14 protein-coding genes are annotated in these 16464 nt (G+C 58.1%); 13 read left to right on the forward strand and 1 reads right to left on the reverse strand.

The window, feature by feature from the left end; translation table 11 throughout:
* Positions 1-25 precede the first annotated feature (25 nt).
* The 10 genes from ACESTR_RS09100 to ACESTR_RS09145 all read left to right on the forward strand — a co-directional run bounded on the left by ACESTR_RS09100 (position 26) and on the right by ACESTR_RS09145 (position 9158).
* Complete coding sequence (locus tag ACESTR_RS09100; RefSeq protein ID WP_279066700.1) at positions 26-1021, forward strand: 4-phosphoerythronate dehydrogenase; 996 nt, start codon at positions 26-28, stop codon at positions 1019-1021.
* 58 nt (positions 1022-1079) lie between these two features.
* Complete coding sequence (locus ACESTR_RS09105; RefSeq protein ID WP_279183164.1) at positions 1080-2369, forward strand: quinone-dependent dihydroorotate dehydrogenase; 1290 nt, start codon at positions 1080-1082, stop codon at positions 2367-2369.
* A gap of 16 nt (positions 2370-2385) precedes the next feature.
* The gene (locus ACESTR_RS09110) at positions 2386-3627 is read left to right on the forward strand and encodes a competence/damage-inducible protein A (RefSeq protein ID WP_130062493.1); all 1242 of its coding nucleotides are present in this window, start codon (positions 2386-2388) and stop codon (positions 3625-3627) included.
* Positions 3628-3639: 12 nt separating this feature from the next.
* Positions 3640-4188 (forward strand): CinA family protein, encoded by a 549-nt coding sequence (locus ACESTR_RS09115; protein WP_009596515.1) that lies wholly within the window; start codon positions 3640-3642, stop codon positions 4186-4188.
* 50 nt (positions 4189-4238) lie between these two features.
* Entirely contained in the window at positions 4239-4724 is a 486-nt protein-coding gene (locus ACESTR_RS09120; protein ID WP_279064598.1) for a hypothetical protein, read from the forward strand.
* Positions 4631-6175 carry a sensor histidine kinase gene (locus tag ACESTR_RS09125; RefSeq protein ID WP_373179151.1) on the forward strand — a complete coding sequence of 515 codons (1545 nt, stop codon included), beginning with the start codon at positions 4631-4633 and terminating at the stop codon, positions 6173-6175. Before ACESTR_RS09120 ends, ACESTR_RS09125 begins: the two co-directional genes overlap by 94 nt.
* 127 nt (positions 6176-6302) lie before the next feature.
* The gene (gene rpmB / locus ACESTR_RS09130; protein WP_009596398.1) at positions 6303-6536 is read left to right on the forward strand and encodes a 50S ribosomal protein L28; all 234 of its coding nucleotides are present in this window, start codon (positions 6303-6305) and stop codon (positions 6534-6536) included.
* A gap of 16 nt (positions 6537-6552) precedes the next feature.
* Positions 6553-6735: a 50S ribosomal protein L33 gene (rpmG, locus tag ACESTR_RS09135; protein WP_009596501.1), complete on the forward strand. Its 183-nt coding sequence runs from the start codon at positions 6553-6555 to the stop codon at positions 6733-6735.
* Positions 6736-6747: 12 nt separating this feature from the next.
* Positions 6748-6906: a DUF4295 domain-containing protein gene (locus tag ACESTR_RS09140; protein WP_009596369.1), complete on the forward strand. Its 159-nt coding sequence runs from the start codon at positions 6748-6750 to the stop codon at positions 6904-6906.
* A gap of 242 nt (positions 6907-7148) precedes the next feature.
* Complete coding sequence (locus ACESTR_RS09145; RefSeq protein ID WP_227042418.1) at positions 7149-9158, forward strand: glycosyltransferase; 2010 nt, start codon at positions 7149-7151, stop codon at positions 9156-9158.
* Positions 9159-9238: 80 nt separating this feature from the next.
* Here the strand turns inward: ACESTR_RS09145 and ACESTR_RS09150 are convergent, their stop codons facing one another.
* Positions 9239-10129: a hypothetical protein gene (locus tag ACESTR_RS09150; RefSeq protein WP_227042419.1), complete on the reverse strand. Its 891-nt coding sequence runs from the start codon at positions 10127-10129 to the stop codon at positions 9239-9241.
* Positions 10130-10214: 85 nt separating this feature from the next.
* On the opposite strand from ACESTR_RS09150, the gene ftsY reads away from it, so the two are divergent.
* From ftsY to ACESTR_RS09165, 3 genes are all read left to right on the forward strand, one after another.
* Positions 10215-11225 (forward strand): signal recognition particle-docking protein FtsY, encoded by a 1011-nt coding sequence (ftsY, locus tag ACESTR_RS09155; RefSeq protein WP_009596472.1) that lies wholly within the window; start codon positions 10215-10217, stop codon positions 11223-11225.
* Positions 11226-11581: 356 nt separating this feature from the next.
* Positions 11582-14800, forward strand: a complete 3219-nt coding sequence (locus ACESTR_RS09160; RefSeq protein ID WP_014775703.1) for a SusC/RagA family TonB-linked outer membrane protein — start codon at positions 11582-11584, stop codon at positions 14798-14800.
* An 11-nt stretch (positions 14801-14811) separates the two neighbouring features.
* Positions 14812-16443, forward strand: coding sequence for a RagB/SusD family nutrient uptake outer membrane protein (locus ACESTR_RS09165; protein ID WP_130062496.1), 1632 nt, complete (start codon positions 14812-14814; stop codon positions 16441-16443).
* Positions 16444-16464: the final 21 nt, after the last annotated feature.

Here is a 16464-nt window from a genome sequence, read left to right on the forward strand (position 1 = left end):
AGAAATCAGGAAAAAGCCATCAGCCATGAAAATCATCGCCGACAGCGCCATACCCTTTTTGCAGGGGGTCCTCGAACCTTGGGCCGAGGTGCGTTATCTTCCGGGGTCGGAAATCGCGCCGGAGGAGGTGCGCGATGCCGACGCCCTCCTTATCCGCACGCGCACCCGCTGCGACGAGCGGCTGCTCGGCGGCTCCCGCGTCCGTCTGATCGCCACGGCGACCATCGGTTTCGACCACATCGACACGGCGTGGTGCGCGGCGCACGGCATCCGCGTCTGCACGGCCGCCGGCTGCAACGCCAGAGGCGTACTCCAATGGGCGGGGGCGGTGCTGGCCCACCTCGCCCGCACGCAGGGCTGGCAGCCCGCCGGGCGTACGCTGGGCGTCGTCGGCGTGGGACACGTCGGATCGCTCGTAAAGGAGTATGCCGAAACATGGGGCTTCCGGGTCCTCTGCTGCGACCCGCCGCGCGAGGCGCGCGAACGCTGCGGCTTCCTGCCGCTGGAGGAGGTCGCCCGCCAAGCCGACATCCTGACGTTCCACACGCCGCTCGACGACACGACGCGCCGCATGGCCGGCGACGCCCTTTTTGCACGGATGAAACCCGGCGCCGTAATCCTGAACTCCTCGCGCGGCGAGGTCGTGGACGGCGCGGCCCTGCTGCGCAGCGGCCTTGCCTGCGTACTCGACGTCTGGGAGCACGAACCCGCCATCGACCGCCGGCTGCTCGCCCGCACACTGCTCGCCACGCCGCACATCGCGGGCTATTCCGAGCAGGGCAAAGCCAATGCCACGGCCATGTCGGTCGATACGCTGGCCCGTTTCTTCGGCCTGCCCCTCGCCGGATGGTACCCGCCTCAGGCCGCCCCTTCGACGCCCCGGCCGATCTCGTGGCAGGAGCTTTGCACCACCATCGGGGGCGCGTTCGACATCGAGGCCCAGAGCCGCAGCCTGAAGGCCCGGCCGGAGGATTTCGAGCCGATGCGCGACCATTACCGCTACCGCCGCGAATACTTTTAGCGAAATCAATTCTTTTTTAGTACCTTTGCGGCCATAAGCGAAACCGCCACTTGAGACCATGTACCGTAGCATCATAAAGCCCATCCTCTTCTCGCTCACCATCGAGCGGGCGCACCGCGCCGTACTGATACTGCTGCGCGCCATCGGGCTGATTCCCGGCGGACGGTGGCTGCTCCGCAAGTGTTACGCCGTGAAACACCCCGCGCTCGAACGCGAGGTCTTCGGCATCAAATTCGCCAACCCCGTCGGGCTGGCCGCAGGTTTCGACCGCAACGGCGAGGCGTTCCGCGAACTGGCGGCCCTCGGTTTCGGATTCGTCGAAGTCGGCACCGTGACGCCGCGCCCGCAGGCGGGCAACCCCCGCCCCCGCGTCTTCCGGCTCCCGAAGGACGAGGCGATCATCAACCGCATCGGGCTTTCGAACCGCGGTCTCGAAAAGACCATCCAGCACCTGCGCCGGCCCCACGAAGGATTCATCGTCGGCTGCAACATCGGCCGCAACACCGCGACCCTCGCCGAAAACGCCGCGGCCGACTACCTCAAACTCTTCCGCAACCTCTACCAGTACGCGGATTACTTCACTGTGAACATCAGCTGCGACAACTCGTGCCGCGAAGGCGCGACGCATACGCGCGAACATATCTTGCGGATTCTCGACCCGTTGTTCGACTTCCGCCGGGGACAGAACCAATACCGCCCGATCATGCTCAAGGTATCGCCCGACATGCCGGACGCCGTGATCGACGAAATCAGCGACATTCTGCTCGAAACGCCCCTCGACGGCATCGTGGCGACCAACGGCACGCACAACCGCGAAGGGCTGCACACCAGCCGCACGACGCTCGACAAGATCGGCAGCGGCCGGCTGAGCGGCGCACCGCTCACGCAGCGGGCCGTGGAGGTCGTGCGCCGCATCCACACCCGTTCGGGCGGCAATTTTCCGATCATCGGCGTGGGCGGCATCATGACCCCCGACGACGCGAAAGCGATGCTCGACGCCGGAGCCGACCTGCTGCAGCTCTACACCGGCTATATCTACAACGGTCCCGGACTGGTGCGCGACATCTGCCGCGCCCTCATCGCCGACGCCGAAGCGAAAGCCGCAGCGGAAAGGGCGGCAGCGGCGCAGGCGACAGCAGAACAGCCCGCAGTGCAGCAGGCAGCGGCGGAACAACCCGCAAAAGAACAGCCCGCGACAAAACAGCCTTCCGCAGAGCAAGCCGGAGCAGAACAGCCCGCGCCGCAATCTGCCGAAACACAGCCGGAAGCCGAAAACGCCGAACCGGCGCCTGCGGAATCCCGGACTCCGGCGCAATCCGGTCCCGACTCCGAACAGCCGGAGTCCTGAGTCAAAAACACCGCTTATGAAAGCAACGATCATCACTATCGGCGATGAAATCCTCATCGGTCAGATCGTGGATACCAATTCCGTATCCATCGCCCGCCACCTCAACGCCGCGGGCATCGTCGTGCATGAAAAAGTCTCGATCGGCGATGACAGCGCGCAGATCGTCGGGTGCGTGGAACGCGCCCTCGGCCAGTCGGACATCGCAATCATCACCGGCGGACTCGGCCCCACCAAGGACGACATCACCAAAAAGACGCTGGCCGAAATGTTCGGCAGCGAACTCATCCCGAACCAAACCGTCTCCGACCATGTAAAACGGATGCTCGAAGAGCGGGGCATCGAATTCAACGACCTCAACCGCGGACAGGCTCTGGTTCCGGCCTGCTGCACGGTGTTGTTCAACGCGCACGGCACGGCGCCGGGCATGTGGTTCGAACGCGGCGGCAAAGTGGTCGTTTCGCTGCCGGGCGTACCCTACGAAATGGAGCATCTGATGCAGGACGAGGTCATGCCGCGGCTCAAGGCGCACTTCGAACTGCGCCAGATCGTACACCGCACGATGATCACCGCCGGACTGCCCGAATCGATGCTCGCCAAAGCGATCGAAGCGTGGGAAAACGCCCTGCCGCCCTACCTGAAGCTGGCCTACCTGCCCAATCCGGGCGCCGTGCGGCTCCGGCTGTCGGCCTACGAGGTCGAGGGAGAAAGCGTATCGAAGGAGATCGAACGGCAGTTCGAAGCGCTGCGCAGGATCATTCCCCACAACATCATCGGCTACGAAACGGCCACCATGCAGGAGCTGATACACCAGCTGCTCACCGAACGGCGACAAACCCTCGCCACGGCCGAGAGCTGCACGGGCGGCACCATCGCCGCGCGCTTTACGGCCATGCCGGGCGCTTCGGCCTACTTCCTCTGCGGCGTGGTTTCGTACAGCAACGCGTCGAAGCAGGCTGTGCTGGGCGTCGATCCCGACACGATCGCCCGTTACGGCGCCGTCAGCGAACAGGTCGCCCGACAGATGGCCGAAGGGGCGCGACGCATCAGCGGCGCCGACTACGCCGTCTCGACCACCGGCATCGCAGGCCCCGCGGGCGGTACGGCCGAAAAGCCCGTCGGCACGGTATGGATCGCCGTCGCAGGCCCCCGCCGCACGGTCGCCCTGCTCAAACAGTGCGGCTCCGACCGCGGACAGATCATCGACCGCGCCGGCGCCTTCGCCCTCGGCCTGTTGCGCGACGAACTCAACGGAAAATAAAACGACGCCCCGATGAATAAAATCCTGCTCTCAACCGCAACCGCATTCATTCTCTCGCTGACCGCCTGCAGCAGCCACGCTCCGGAAAAACGGGTGCACCGCATCCTGACCGACCGCATCCAGACGCTGGCCGTCGCCGAGAGTTGTACGGGCGGCACGATCGCCGCGCGCTTCACGGCCCTGCCCGGCGCTTCGGCCTACTTCAAATGCGGCGTCGTGGCATACAGCCTCGACACCAAGCAGGAGATCCTGCAAATCAGCTGCGACACGATCGCCCGCTACGGCGCCGTCAGCGAGCAGGTCGTCCGTCAGATGGCCGAAGGCGTACGCCGGGCTTCGAATTCGCACTATGCCGTCGCCACTACCGGCATCGCAGGCCCTACGGGCGGAACGCCCGAATATCCCGTCGGCTCGGTATGGATCGCCGTCAGCTCCCCGCTACGCACCACAACCCGCCTGATCCGTGCCGGCGGCAGCCGCAACGCCGTCATCCGAAAAGCCGGAACGGCGGCCATCGAACTGCTCGAAAAGGAACTGCAGGCATCGAATAAAGCCGAATAGCCCTCTCAAAAGACTGAATAGTTTGTTTTACAGCAGATATTTACTTATCTTTGCAACTATTCAGTCCAAAAACTAATGAAAAAAGCTCTGCTTTTATTGATGCTGTTTATCCGGATTCCGTCCGGCCACGCGCAGACCGAAACCTACAAAACGTAGACAGCACGCTTTACGCCTATTACCGCTGGTGCAACAACAACATCCGCGATTCGGTCGTCCTGCTCAAGGCCGACCCGCTGTTCCGGCTGGCGGGCGAAAAAAACGACATCCGCATGCAGGCCGTCGCCCTCTCGTTCAAGGCCGACCACTATTACTTCAACAACGAACTGGATTCTCTCAAGGCGTGGATTCCCCGCGTGCAGGCCTTCGCACGCGCAAACGAGCAGCCGACCTACTATTTTTTCACTTGGTCGCGGCTTATTCTCTACTACACGAAACACGGGCAATACACGCTGGCGCAGTACGAGCTGGAACGCTACATGGCGCAGGCCGACAGGACGACTACAAGCCCGCCATCGCCGAAGCCTACAAGCAGTTAGGCCACATCTACCGAACCCGCGGACTCAAAGAGACCGCCGCCGACTACTACCGCAAGGCGATCGGCTTCATCGAAGAGAACAACCTCAACAAATTCTCGCTGCCTATTCTCTATTCCGAGCTGGCCACCGTCCTCATCGACACCGGACGGTACGAAGAAGCCGCCGAAGAGCTCGAAAAAGGCAAGGCGCGGCTCACCCTGCCCGAATACATCTGGCCGCTGAAACTCAAACAGGTGATCCTCTACAGCCGGACCGGCCGGAGCGCCGAAGCCCGCACGCTGTTCGACCAGATCCGGCAGGGACACGACGGATACCTTACGACGGCCAGCCTCACCGAAGCGCAGCTTGCCATCAACCTCGCCGAGCACGAATTCGGCAGGGCGCTGACCACACTCGACAAACTGATCGGCCTGTTCAAAGAGACCGGGCACAGCGAAACCTATTTCTACGAACTGTTCCAAACCCGTGCGGAAACCTATGCCGAAACCGGCAATTACGAAGCCGCCTACAAAAGTCAGAAACACTACCTCGACCTCTACCGGAAAAAGGTCGGCGACGACAACGAAAGAAACCTCGGCGAATTCGCCACGCTGCTCGACGTCAGCCGTCTCGACGTCGAAAAGGCGGAGCTGCAGCGGCAGACGCAGAAAGTGCGCCTGCACCGCACGCAGCTGGGCATCGCGGCGCTGAGCGTCATCCTGCTGCTGACGGTTCTCTTCCTCCTCTTCACGGCGCGCATGAACCGCCGTCTGGCGCACGCCAAACGGGCCGCGGAGGCGAGCAGCCGGATGAAGGGCGTCTTCATCCGCAACATCACGCACGAGATCAACACCCCGCTCAATTCCATCGTAGGTTTCGCCGAGCTGGCCGCGGCCCCGGACGCGGACGACGAAGAGCGTCAGTCCTACATCGAAATCATCCGGGAAAACAGCGGCTACCTCCAGAAGCTCGTGGACGATGTGCTCTATATCGCGGGCCTCGAATCCTCCGACACCCCGCCCGCATTGGGTCCGGTGGACATCAACGTCTGCTGCATGCAGTGCATTCAGACCGTCAGGGACTACAGTCTCCGCAAACTCGACATCCGCTTCGAACCCGAATGCGCACAACTTCCGGTCAACACCTCCTGCCTGCTGCTCTCCAAGGCCCTGACCGAACTGCTGCGCAACGCAGCACGCTTCGCCCCCGACGGCCGGATCACGCTCGCCTACACCCTGATCTCGCACAAAAAGCGGATCGCCTTCACGGTTACGGACCGCGGACCGGGCATCCCCGCCGCAGAAGCGGACCGCATCTTCGACCGTTTCGTCAAACTCGACCCGTTCTCGCAGGGCATGGGACTGGGCTTGGCCGTCTGCCGGCTGATCGCGGACGCATTGGGCGGCGGGGTCGAACTCGACACTTCCTACACGGAAGGGGCGCGTTTCACGCTCACGATTCCAATCGTTTAAACACTGACTATCAATACAATAACATTCAACATTAAAAATTAATCGGGCAACTTAATCTTTAGTTCTCATTTTTTCCTTATATTTGCACTCCCTTACGGGAATAATATTAATATTATCGAAAACAAAAATGAAAGTTTGCGAAATCACAGGCAAGGTGGCGATCGTGGGCAACAACGTCTCGCACTCGCACCACAAGACCAAACGCAAATTCAGTCCCAATCTGAAAACCAAGCGTTTCTGGTCTGAGCAGGAGGGCCGCTGGATTACCCTGAAGGTATCGGCTGCCGGCATGAAAACAATCAACAAGAAGGGTCTTGCAGTCGCTCTGCGCGAGGCTGCCGCACCTAAGTCCGTTTACTAAAACACCGAAGTAACAAATGGCAAAGAAAGGCAACAGAGTTCAGGTCATCCTCGAATGCACCGAACAGAAAGAGAGCGGAGTTCCGGGAATGTCCCGTTACATCACGACAAAAAACAAGAAGAACACCCCCGACCGTCTGGAGCGCAAAAAGTACAACCCGTTTCTGAAAAAGGTCACCGTTCACCGTGAAATTAAATAGTTTTGAAGCTCTATGGCAAAGAAAGTAGTCGCAACACTGAAAACCGGCACGGGTAAGAACTTTACGAAGTGCATCAAGATGGTCAAGTCGGACAAAACCGGTGCTTACATGTTCAAGGAAGGCATCATCCCCAACGACCAAGTCAAAGAATTCTTCGAGGAGAAGAAATAAGTATTTTAAGAGCGATCTTAAATACAAAGGGCATCCGACAGGGTGCCCTTTGTGTGTCTCAGAAGAGACGCGCAAGCGCGACCATCGCCCGGTCAGAGCGGTCGGCGCACGATCAGACCGCGAATCCTGCATCAAGGGAAACACCCCTTCCGCAAGTGCGCAAAATCAATTATAGGAAAGACCGCTTGTTATCCGCTGAAAAATTCCTACCTTTGAAACAACAATATTCTCGACTAAAAACAATGCAGGAATCTCAACGGATCGCCATAGCTTTTACGGTCAACGACTCTTACGCCCAACATTGCTGTGTAGCAATGGCCTCGGCTCTGGAAAACAACAAATCGGAATTTCTGGACATCTACATATTTACCGATTATTTTTCCGATCGGAACAGACAATTATTTGAACAAACGGTCCGGCGTTACGGCGACGGCAACCGGCTCTCGTTCATAATCGTCGAAGACAGCGCCTTGAAAAAGCTGCGGCTCAACATCAGCTATATCACACACCACACCTATTACAGGTTCCTGCTGCCGGAACTGCTGCCGGAACTCGACCGGATATTGTACCTCGATTCGGATTTGGTCGTAAACGGTCCTCTGCGCCCGTTGTGGGAGACTTCTCTCGACGGATACTACTGCGCGGGCGTCAAAGACAGCTGGATCGAGCAAATCAGTTACAAATATCGGCTCGGAATGTCACAAGCGGAACTTTACATAAACGCAGGCGTCATTCTGATGAATTTGGAGCAGATGCGCAAAGATCAGGCGGCGGACCAGCTCCTGCAGACTGCGACCCAGAAAGGAACGCAGTTCGAATATCAGGATCAGGATGTGATAAATACGACGTTCAGAGGCGGCAAAATCAAAGAGCTTCCCGGCATTTACAACTACACCGCCACCGACGACAAATTCCATACGGTAAAAGATCCGGTCATCATCCACTACAACGGGGACGTCAAACCATGGTCCACCGAACGCAGATGCCCCAACACCATGGCATCCCGCTATTTTGCATACCTGCGGCTCACGCCTTACAGAAAATTCCGCTCGGAGTTCGTCCGAAGCCGAATAGTGCGCACATTAAAGAAAGCGGCAGGCATCGACGTATACCCCAGCAGAGTCAAAGTCGCCCTGATCGTCGATGAATATTTCGGAGCCTGCGGCACGGCATACGGAGGCTACGGGTTTCTGGCACGCAATTATATCGCCCGATACCTGCCCGATACGAACATCTCGGTGGAAGTTTTACTCTCGAACAAACACCGGTGGAAGTTCGCCCCCAATGCGTTGACAGAAAAAGTCGACAACCGCAAGGTAATTGTCCCTCCCGGACGCTTTTTTGCCCGGCAGTGGCTGAAAAAGAAAAAATACGACATCTATCTTACAGTCGAACTGACACACAATATTCTCAAATACGAACGTCGCAGCAAACCGATCATCCACTGGATACAGGATCCTCGCCCGTGGAGCGAATGGCTGGAAATACAGACCGTAAAACTGTTTCCCGAAAATTCCTACTGGAGTTCGAGCCTCTACGACAGCGTGAACAAACTTTACGGCAAAGGACTGGTTACATTCGTTTCTCAGGGATATTTTCTCAACGACAAGGCGATAGAGCTGTACCGGCTTCCGGGAGACGCTCCTATTGCCTATATGCCCAACCCCATCGACATCGACTACGGATTCGATCCGGAGAGCTACCCCAAAAAGAACCATATCCTCTTCATCGGACGCATCGAATCCATCAAGCGGGGCTGGCTTTTCTGCGAAATCGCGAAGCAACTTCCGCAATACGAATTCTTCATGCTGGGCCAGACTTTCCGGGAAAAATCCCAGAACGAGAGCATCATGGCCGGATACCGCGACATCCCGAACCTTCATTTCGTCGGGCACGTCGAAGGCGAAGAAAAAATGAAATATATCCGCGAAGCCAAAATATTGGTCAACACCTCCATCCACGAAGCGCTGCCGATCACGTTTCTGGAAGCTTTGGCCTACGGCACACTGCTGGTCAGCTGCCGCAATCCGGAAGATCTGACTTCGAAATTCGGACGCTACACCGGTCCCGTACTCGGCGACGGCTTCGACAAAGTGCCGCTCTTCACCAGCGCCATCGAAGAGCTGATAGAAAACGAGGGACTGCGCAAAAAACTATCCTGCAAGGCTGTTGAATACATCCGGGAAATCCACCCGGTGCATAAATTCCAACAGCACATGAGAAAACTGATTCACGATCTGGCCCACAAATAGCCGATTGCAAATTCTTCGGATACGACAAACGGTGCGTCCCCCAAGGACGCACCGTTTGTCGTATGCTCAACACTCCTGCTTCAGAACTTCCGCACCGCCCGCACGAGGAATTTGTTATACTTGGGAATCTCGATCACATAGGGAGGTTCGATGCCCGTATGGGTCGTATAAGCTTCCTTCTCGTCCTTCTCGGTCGAGGAGAAATAGTAGACCAGACGGTCCATGCGCTTGCCGCCGTTATCCTTGAGCGCGTCGTTGAAACGGTTGCGGGCCTGACGGTTGGAATGTATGCGCGTGCCGCCGTTGTAGTTGTGTCCGATGGTCAGCAGTTCGTCGATGGCCGGCAGGTACCAGCCCTCGCCCTTGTCGCGGCACCACTTGAAAGCCGGAAAATCATCCCACGAAAGGTTGTTTTCGGCGATATAGGCGGCGACCTTCTCCATATTTCCCATGCCGTCGATCCGGTCGTCGGCGCCCGCAACCCGCAGGTCGGGCTTCCGGAATTCGCTCCACGGCAGGTATATCTCGTCGAGCGAAATAATCAGTCCGTGCCGACGGTCCTCCGTCAGCATGCAGACCACGCCCTTGACGCCGTTCTGGTCGTAGAACTCGCCGATCTGATACTCCTTGGCCACATACTGCACCGGCGCAGCCTGCTGAACAGGCGCCTGCGCAGCGGGAGCCGCTGCGACCGGCGTCGCAGGGGTCAGCGGCACCGCAGGCACGGTTTCGGCAGCCCGGAAGCGCTCCTTTTCGCCGTTGGCATACTGAATGTAGTCGATATCGGCGACAGGCAGCACATAGGTCGGTCCGTCGGGATTGGAGAAACGCTTATACCGTACCGCATCGGGTGTTATTTCGGTTACTTTGGCCTCGACCTTCGTCGCATCGGTCTTGACGATCAGGTCCTGAGCCGCGGCCGTCAATACGCCGCAAAGCGCTGCCACAAGCAGCAGAATCGTTTTTTTCATCATCGTTGAAAATGTATATAGTGCAAATATAACGTTTTTTTCCAAACATTCTTATTATCTTTGTACGGATATAGAGATATTAGACATGGCATTTTTCGATATTTTCAAAAAGAAGCAGGACAACTCCGCCGCGCAGGCTTCCGAAGAGCGCAAACAGCAGCAGGAAGAGCTTAACGCCGGGTTGGAGAAGACCAAGACGGGACTTTTCTCGAAGCTCGCCCGCGCCGTTGCAGGCCGTTCGACGGTCGATGCCGACGTACTGGACGACTTGGAAGAGGTGCTGATCTCGTCGGACGTAGGCGTGGAAACCACCGTCAAAATCATCCGGGGCATCGAAGAGCGCGTGGCGCGCGACAAGTATATGGGCACCTCCGAGCTGCAGTCCATTCTGCGCGAAGAGGTAACCGCGCTGATGGAGGAGTCGCACGGCTCCGAAAAGCATTTCGGACTCGACGCCAAAGAGGGCGAACCTTACGTGGTGATGGTCGTGGGCGTCAACGGCGCCGGAAAGACCACGACCATCGGCAAACTCGCGGCCCAGCTCACCAAAGCCGGACAAAAGGTCTGGATCGGCGCCGCCGACACGTTCCGCGCCGCCGCCATCGACCAGCTCAAGGTCTGGGCCGACCGTGCGGGAGCCACGATGATCCGTCAGGAGATGGGTTCTGACCCGGCATCGGTGGCGTTCGACACGCTGACCTCGGCCAAGGCCAACGGCGCCGACGTGGTGCTGATCGACACGGCGGGCCGTCTGCACAACAAGATCAACCTGATGAACGAGCTGACCAAAATCCGCAACGTCATGGGCAAGGTGATCCCCGGCGCGCCGCACGAGGTGATGCTCGTGCTGGACGGCTCGACCGGACAGAACGCTTTCGAGCAGGCCCGGCAGTTCACGCAGGCGACGCAGGTCACTTCGCTCACCATCACCAAACTCGACGGCACGGCCAAAGGCGGCGTGGTAATCGGCATCAGCGACCAGTTCCACATCCCGGTCCGTTACATCGGCATTGGAGAAGGCATCGACCAGCTGCGCATATTCGACCGCAAAGAGTTCGTCAAGGCGCTCTTCGGCGACGGCTCCGGCCAAAGCTGACGGGCCGCCGGCGGTTCCGCACAATAGGCGGACGGCCATATCGGAACGACACCTATATATTAAAAGCACAAACATCGCGCTCCGGACTCCCCGACAGAGTCCGGAGCTTTTTTGTATATATGTATCGTCCGGTTTTTTCCGGCGCGGCAGTCAATTATACGCAATTTGAGGATTCAAATACGCAAACCACGCCCACCAACAATTTACAGATACATAATTTTGAATATCGATTTTGCACATACTGCAAATCGACACCAAAACCGCGCCTATTTTTAAAATATTTAAATAAATATCTGCCAAAACCGAGAATTACCGAGCCTCTCTACACAATTACTATTAATATTAACCTTAACTCTATGAAAATGAATTTGACAACTTCGGAGAAGAACAGGGGCTTCGTCCGCTTTCTTCTGATGAGTCTGCTGCTGAGCATACTCATTCTTCCGGCCCATGCGCAGGATCGGGTCACGGTGTCCGGACAGCTGACCGACAGCAGCCAGACTCCGCTCATCGGCGCTTCGGTCATAGAAAAGGGCACGACCAACGGCGTCACCACCGATGCCGACGGCCGCTACCAGATTTCCGTGAAACCGGACGGCGTGATCGACTTTTCGTTCATCGGCTACAAACCGCAGTCGCTGGCCGTCATGAACCGCACGGAAATCAACGTCACGATGGAAGAAGACGCCACGATGATCGGCGAAGTCGTTGCCATCGGTTACGGCTCGCAGCGTAAAGAGGACCTCTCGATGGCCGTCTCCACCGTCAAAGTGGACGACGCGGCCCGCAGCCGCGCCGCCGACCTCGGAACCCTCCTGCAGGGCCGCATGCCGGGCGTTACGATCCAGCAGTCGGGCGACCCGCTGCAGAAAGCGTCGTTCACCGTCCGCGGTCGCGGCTCGAAGGGCAACGACGACGGCACGGACAAGAGCGCCGCATACAGCCGCGACAATATCGGCCCGACTTCGGGCGACGGCGTGCTGGTCGTTGTGGACGGTGTCCCCGGCGCTCCCTACATGGCCGAAGATATCGAGACGATCACTATCCTGAAAGATGCCGCCTCGGCCGCCATTTACGGTGCTTCGGTAGGTTCGAGCGGTGTAATTCTGATCACCACACGTCAGGCGCAGGCAGGTAAAGCCCGCGTCAACGTCAACGTATCGGTCGGCTTCGAACGCTCCATGAACCTCCCGACGATGCTCAACGCGCAGCAGTTCTGCGACGTCTGGGGCAAGGCCGTCGAGAACTCGCCGGGCAGCTCGCTGCCCAATCTGGCCAACCCGCAGGTCTATGCAGGCGCCAACGTCACCCGCACCGACTGGCTCGACGAAATCTTCCGCACGGGTCTGACGCAGCACTATGCCGTGTCGATTACCGGCGGCAGCGAGACGCTCTCGTCGATCCTCTCGGTAACCTACGACAAAAAGGAAGGCACCCTGCTCAACACATGGAGCCAAGCGCTGGGTGCGAAACTCCATACGGAATTCAAGCCGGTCAAATGGCTGAAATTGTCGGAGCGCGTAAACTTCGAATACTCCAACGGACAGGGCAACATCAGCACCTCGCACACGGGCCCCATCTACGGCGCCATGTGGTTTCCCGCTTCCGCATCGGTTTATGACCGCGACGCAAACGGCAACATCGTCTACGGAAACGACGGCAAACCGAAATGGGGCGGTATCGCTTCGTCGGCCGACATGGCCAGCGGCGTCGAGGGTCCCAACATCGTGAATCCCGTCGCCCAGCTCGAAACCATGCACCGCCGCTACCCGCGCACCAAGATATTCTCGACCACCTCGCTGGAAATCAAGCCGATCACGTCGCTGACCCTGAAATCGGAGTTCACGGCCGACCTCGACATGCGCGAGGAGGACGAATTCTCGCCCGTCATCGACGTGCCGGGCGGATCGAGCACTTCGAGCCGCGAGCAGTTCAACTACAACAACTTCCACTATCTTTGGGAAACGACGGCTACCTACGCGCAAGTCTTCGGACGCCACCACATCAGCGCCATGGCGGGTTTCACCACCGACTACAAGAAACTACATTTCCGCGACTTCCGCACGCAGGGCTACGGCTCCAACGAAGACCACAATCTGGTATGGGGCGCCGCAGGCTCATGGACCAAGAACCCGAACGAAGATATAGTAGACTACTCGATGGTCTCGTTCCTTGCCCGTCTCGGCTATTCGTTCGACGACCGCTATTTCCTCACCGGCAGCATCCGCCGCGACGCATCGTCGAAACTGCCCGCAGCAAAGAACTACGACTGGTTCCCGGCCATTTCGGGATCGTGGAAACTCTCCTCGGAGAAATTCTTCCAGAATGCAGGTCTCAACAAGGTCTTCGACCTCGTGAAATTCCGTGCAGGCTGGGGTAAGGTCGGCAACGTAGACCTCTACAACCTGCCCAACCCGACCAGCATTCCGCTCTCCATCTACCCGGACGGTTCGCTTATCGGCGGCACGACCCATTACGGAACCTATCTGGCGACCATCCCCAATACGGACGCACGCTGGGAGACCACCGTCCAGACCAGTGCCGGTCTGGACCTGACAATGCTCCACAACACGCTCGAAGTCAGCGTCGATTATTACAACAAGGAAACGAAGGACCTCGTCGATTACCTCACGATTCCGCCGCAGATGGGTGTAGAGAATGCGCCGCTGGGTAATATGGGCCACGTAATCAACAAGGGATGGGAGTTCTCCGTATCCTATCGGAACAGCGCCGCACAAGGCAAGTTCAACTACAATGTCTGGGGCACTTTCTCGACCAACAAAGGTTATGTAGAGGACTACGGCCCCCAGCCCATTGTAATGCACAAATACCCCACATTCAACGGCATTCAGCTTTTTGCTTCAGGAGCAGGACACCCATGGTACTCTTACTATATCTACCGCACGGACGGTATCTTCCGCTCGCAGGACGAGATCGACCGTCATATCAGTAAGGATCCCGACACCGGCGAGGTCAAGATGCTGCAGCCCGATGCCAAGGTCGGCGACCTGCGTTTCATCGACACCAACGGCGACGGCGTAATCAACGACAACGACCGCGTATTATCCCGCTCCTATACTCCGAAACAAACCTACTCTTTTGGAGGATCGCTCGATTGGAAAGGTTTTGACTTCAGTTTTATGTTTCAGGGCGTCGCAGGCAATTATGTCTACAACGGCACGAAACAGTTGGGAATGAACGGTCGTCAAGACTTGGGTAACCTAACAACCGATGTTTACAACACATGGGATTTCAAACCCATGACCAGCAAATATCCGCGACTCGGCCTCAGTGACGACATGAACGGCAACTACCTCAAGGTTTCGGACATCTTCCTCGAAAAGGGCGACTACCTGCGTCTGAAGAACATCACGCTGGGTTACACGCTGCCCAAGCATATCAGCCGCCACATCGGCATGGAGAAGGGTTCGGTCCGCGTCTACCTGAGCATCGACAACGTGGCCACCATCACCGGCTACTCCGGCACCGACCCCGAAGTAGGCAACTACGGTCTGGACAGCGGTATCTATCCCACGTCGCGCTTCTTTAACTTCGGTGTAAACATCAACTTCTAACAACTACGACCATGAAAAAAACCATATTCAGCCTCTGTCTGGCCATAAGCGCTTTCTGCCTTTCGGGTTGTTCCGATTTCCTCGACAGGGAGCCTTACGGCAAAGACGCTACTTGGAAGACCAAAGAGGATGTAGACCAAGCTATCTACGCCCTTTACCACTTCGTCTCGCCCTATTGGAGCGAGGAGATCTGCGGCCGCGGCCATATGTGGCTCGAATGCGCCAGCGACAACATACTGATCGGCCGCGCCCGTCCGTCGGTCGATGAAATCCGCGAATTCCGCATGTCGCCGTCCAACGACAACGACGTCTCGCGTGTTTGGGAGGTGATGTACCAGAATGTCGCCAAGGCCAACAACATCATCAAGATGGTCCCCGACATGAAACTGGATCAGGGATACAAAAGCCAAGCCGTAGGCACCGCCTATTTCTTCCGCGGTTTCTCGATGCTCTGGATGGTCCCCTACTACGGCGACGACACCAACGGCGGCATTCCGATCATCCTCGACACGACTCCCGCCGCCGAAATCGACTCCCCGCGTCCGGCGCACGTACTGCAGAACTACGACCAGATCATCTCCGACATGCGCACGGCAGGCGAGATGCTTCCCTACCTTTCGCAGCTCGACGCCTCGCAGATCGGACTTCCGCACAAGGCCGCAGCTTGGGGATACGCAGCCCGCGCAGCCCTCTATGCAGCGCAGTACGACGCGAAATACTACGACATCGTACTGGAGATGTGCAACAAGATCATGGCGCTTACCGGTTCGGACAAACGCGAACTCTACATCGATCCGTCTAACAAGCTCAACTCGTACGCCAACCTCTGGCGCAAGGAGCAGAACCACTCCAAGGAGTACATCTTCTCGCTGGAAGGCGACTATACCAACGGTGCCCGCTACCACGGCGTAACTTTCGTCAACGCAGGCTGGGGCCTCTACAACACGTGGGGGTATTTCACGCCGAGCAAGAATTTGTGGGATGCGTTCGAAGAGGGCGACCAGCGCCGCGACGTAACGATCCTCTATCCGGGCCAGCACGTCAAATTCGTAGGCCGTGACATCACCTTCGGCGGTTACAACACCGACGGAAGCGTCTCGGACTACACGACCGGCCACGTATCGGCAGGTCTGATCTGCCGCAAGTTCATCTCCCCGTGGGAAGGCGCCGACTGCAAGGGCAAAGAGGTGTCCGCGCTGCGCGACAAACTCTGGAACTCGCTCAACTGCTGCCTGCTGCGCTATGCCGACGTGATGCTGATGAAGGCCGAAGCCCTGATCTGGACCAAAGGCGAGGGCGACGCCGAGGCCAAGCAGCTGCTCAACCAGATCCGCGACCGTGCAGGTCTGCCGCAGAACAGTCAGGCCACCAAGGCCCAGCTGATGAACGAGCGCCGCTGCGAGCTGGCCTTCGAGTTCCAGCCCAGCCGCCATATCGACGTAGTCCGCTGGGGCATCGCCACGACGACCTACGCCAAGCCGCTGTACAGCGTCATTTCGAAGAAGGTCAACGGCCAGATCGTTGCCGAAGAGGTGGAAGTTTATCCGGGCCGCACCTTCAATCCGACTTACAACAAGGTGTTCCCCATTCCGCAGCGGGCATTCACCGGCACGGTCTACCTGAAGCAGAACAAGGGTTATTAAACCATATTTAAGAACAGAAAC

This window comes from Alistipes sp. DJF_B185 (genome assembly GCF_964250025.1).
Lineage (GTDB): Bacteria > Bacteroidota > Bacteroidia > Bacteroidales > Rikenellaceae > Alistipes > Alistipes finegoldii.